The sequence below is a fragment of the Pseudorhodoplanes sp. genome, from assembly GCF_035565795.1.
Classification (GTDB): domain Bacteria; phylum Pseudomonadota; class Alphaproteobacteria; order Rhizobiales; family Xanthobacteraceae; genus Pseudorhodoplanes.
The window spans coordinates 1-2,395 of sequence record NZ_DATMRV010000133.1; the positions used below are offsets into that span (position 1 = coordinate 1).

At 62.3% G+C, this 2,395-nt stretch carries 4 protein-coding genes; 1 reads left to right on the forward strand and 3 read right to left on the reverse strand.

Features of this window, described 5'->3' with window-relative positions; genetic code table 11:
• A partial coding sequence (locus VNZ93_RS12705) for a hypothetical protein (protein ID WP_325705278.1) occupies positions 1-451 on the forward strand: 451 nt, incomplete at its 5' end.
• A 45-nt stretch (positions 452-496) separates the two neighbouring features.
• Here VNZ93_RS12705 and VNZ93_RS12710 read toward each other — a convergent pair.
• The 3 genes from VNZ93_RS12710 to VNZ93_RS12720 form a co-directional block, all read right to left on the reverse strand.
• On the reverse strand, positions 497-721 hold the full coding sequence (locus tag VNZ93_RS12710; protein WP_325705281.1) for a hypothetical protein: 225 nt from the start codon (positions 719-721) through the stop codon (positions 497-499).
• A gap of 148 nt (positions 722-869) precedes the next feature.
• Positions 870-1,868 carry a prohibitin family protein gene (locus VNZ93_RS12715; protein WP_325705284.1) on the reverse strand — a complete coding sequence of 333 codons (999 nt, stop codon included), beginning with the start codon at positions 1,866-1,868 and terminating at the stop codon, positions 870-872.
• 247 nt (positions 1,869-2,115) lie between these two features.
• Positions 2,116-2,370 (reverse strand): GlsB/YeaQ/YmgE family stress response membrane protein, encoded by a 255-nt coding sequence (locus tag VNZ93_RS12720; protein ID WP_325705287.1) that lies wholly within the window; start codon positions 2,368-2,370, stop codon positions 2,116-2,118.
• Between the last annotated feature and the right edge of the window lie 25 nt (positions 2,371-2,395).

Here is a 2,395-nt window from a genome sequence, read left to right on the forward strand (position 1 = left end):
TGACGATACGAATTTGACGCTTTCGATCTCAGATCGCGGGGCAGGCGTTCCGGCTAAATGGCTGGATATCGGCAATTGCAACGCTTTGCGACGACCGCCGTCTTCATATGAACGTCGCGTGCACAGAGATTTCCATCGCGCCGCCGCAGGATCGACAATCTGGTATGCATTGATGCTGCCCAGTCCAGTTGTGTTGCGTAACGGTAAAGGGCGTATCGTGTACCCAAATCCGCTTGTCGCCGATCTGATGGCCTCCGGCATCGCCAATCGGATCTCATTTCTCCAGGACCATCATCTGGAGCCGGATGCCGAAATTCTCACGGCGCTTGCGCGGCTCGAACGAGAAATGGGTGAGCTGGCGAATGCGGTGAGGATGTCGATCGAATTTCTGGAAGGCGATCGCGTCTGGAACACGGTGGAGCCGCAGCAGCGCGAATACGCTTCGGCGTAGGCGCAAATCACGCAATGAGCTTCGAGGGGTCGAAACGTGTTCGGCTCAACGGGCCGTTGTATCGAGTTGCTTTCGGACCAGGTCGCGGTCCGAAACGAGCCTCGTGTAAAGGTCTTCGAATTGGCGCAACAGCACCATCGTGGCTGTCGCGTCCTGACCTTCCCGCAGCAATTCTGCGAGCAGTTCGCGTTGCCTGGTCAAATCCTCTTCAACGAGCGCGATGTGGCGCTCCAGCTTTGCCGACTGGTCGAGGATTGCGGCGCGGTCCATGTCGGCAAGTCTAACAGTATGCGCGGTGCGAGGAAGCCCCTCGCTGCGGGTGGTCGGCCAGCCTGGCTTTCGAGTGCGAGCGGACGGTTTCGCGCAAAAAGAGATGCGCCGAGGCCATGGCCCCGGCGCATTCAGCCTTGTGTCCGGCTCAGCGAGCCGATGCGGTGGCCGGCGTCTGCACCGGGCCGGCCGCCCGCGGGGCAGTCGGCGACGGGGCGACGGTGCGCGCGTCGAGATTGAGCATCGGAACCGCCCCACCGGGGAGCATCGTCACCGGCAGACGGCCGTCCCATTTCTCGGCCTGCACGAGGCCGATGAGGTTGGGATTGTCCCCGAGCGCCGCTCCACGCGCGCGAATGGCGGAAGCTTCCGCTTCGCCGCGCAGCTTGATGGCGTCAGCCTCGGCCTGAGCGCGCTGCCGCACGGCATTGGCTTCCGCCGTTGCTTTGGTGACGACGATTTCGGCCTGCACCTTCTCGCGCTCGGCATTCTGACGAAGCCGCTGCACCTCGACCTCGGCCAGCATGCGTTGCTCGATCGACTTCTCGTACTCGTTGCTGAAATCGAGATTTTCGATCTGCACCGCTTCGATGACGACCGGGCCGGCGGCCGCCTTGAGGATCGCCGACATCACCTCGGAATTGAGCCGGCCGCGTTCCTGGATCGCGGTGACGGCGTTGAACTGACCGAATACGATTTTGGCTTCCGAATTGACCTTCGGGAAGAGAACGCGGTCGGCATAGCCCTGCAGGCCGCCGAACTGCGAATAGAGATCGTCGACCTTGTCTTCGGTCGCGCGATAATTGACCGAGATGACGAGGTTGGCCGGCTGCTGGTCGCGGCTGTAGGAATGGACCTTGTCGAAACGCGCCCGCTGGGTTTCCAGCGAGATTTTCACGATGCTGTCGAAGAAGGGCAGCTTGAAGCCGAGCCCCGGCGTTGCGATGCCGATCAGCTTGCCGTTGCGCAGGATGACGCCGCGTTCGCGCTGATCGATCGTGTACCAGCTCCCGAGCACGATCGAGAGGCCGAGCAACGCAAGAAGGCCGATGCCGATCACGACGGCGATGTTGCGACCGCGGCCGCCGCCGGAGGCCCCGCCGCTTCCGGATGCCAAGGACGCCGCCTGCGAAAGCACCTTGTTCATAAGATTATCCTCCCTCTGCCGGCCTTGCACAGGCGCACGTGCAGCAGTCCGCACTGCGCCGACACCGGTGCCTGGTATTCGTCGCAAGCCAGGGCCATGCGGTTCAAATCATCGCACGACGGGGACGAATTTTCGCAGGATTCGCAAGCGCCGGCACAACACAAGGTCGTGCCGGCGGGAATGGCAGGACGCGCGCCGGATCGTCGCGCGTCTCGGAAAGGATGCGTGGAGTAAACTGTGACCGCGTTCAGGCCCGGTTTTTGGTCACCATGCCCCAGATCAGCAGCAGGATGATGGAACCCACGACTGCTCCGATGAGCCCCGCGCCCTGTCCGGCCTGGTACCAGCCGATAGCCTGCCCGAGATAGGTGGCGACGAACGCACCGACGATGCCGAGGATGGTCGTCAGGATAAAGCCCTTGGGCTCATTGTCGCCCGGCATGATGAATTTCGCGATGACGCCCGCGATAAAGCCGATGATGATCGTCCAGATAATGCCCATGCGCCGCTTTTCCTCCAGGTGAGGC

Bases quoted from the DNA above. Each gene is read 5' to 3' on its own strand.
- VNZ93_RS12720 (WP_325705287.1), bottom strand. From the start codon at position 2,370: ATGGGCATTATCTGGACGATCATCATCGGCTTTATCGCGGGCGTCATC.
- VNZ93_RS12710 (WP_325705281.1), bottom strand. From the start codon at position 721: ATGGACCGCGCCGCAATCCTCGACCAGTCGGCAAAGCTGGAGCGCCAC.
- VNZ93_RS12715 (WP_325705284.1), bottom strand. From the start codon at position 1,868: ATGAACAAGGTGCTTTCGCAGGCGGCGTCCTTGGCATCCGGAAGCGGC.